We start from the raw sequence: 438 nt of genomic DNA on the forward strand, positions 1-438 counted from the left end.
CAACAAACGCATCTGTTCTTTAATCCATGCAGAAACACGTTGTAATTGTTCTCTGTTTTTATAATGACGATGTCCCTGTTGGCCGATGATTTGCTCGAGATACACTTTTAAATTATCGCTACTGGCGGGAGTTATACTCGGTAATGCCCAACTTGAAGTAGTTAACAACATAGTGCAAAGGAAGATGCTCAATGATAAGCCTAAATGTTTATTCCTTTTTAATCGCATTTAATTCTTCTTCCTCTTTTCTTATTCATCTTTCATCCATTACCGAAGATTAAAGCAGCATCTCATACGGCTTTTCAATTGCAATTTGTTGCTCAAAAACAGGTAAAACCCGTTTTAACGTTTATAATGAAGATGACTTTCAAATCGTCGAATCTTATGAAAATCCGTATTATTACCATCGGTCAAAAAATGCCAGCCTGGGTGCTCACC

The sequence above is a fragment of the Acinetobacter sp. UBA5934 genome (assembly GCF_002430855.1).
In the GTDB taxonomy this organism is placed as follows: domain Bacteria; phylum Pseudomonadota; class Gammaproteobacteria; order Pseudomonadales; family Moraxellaceae; genus Acinetobacter.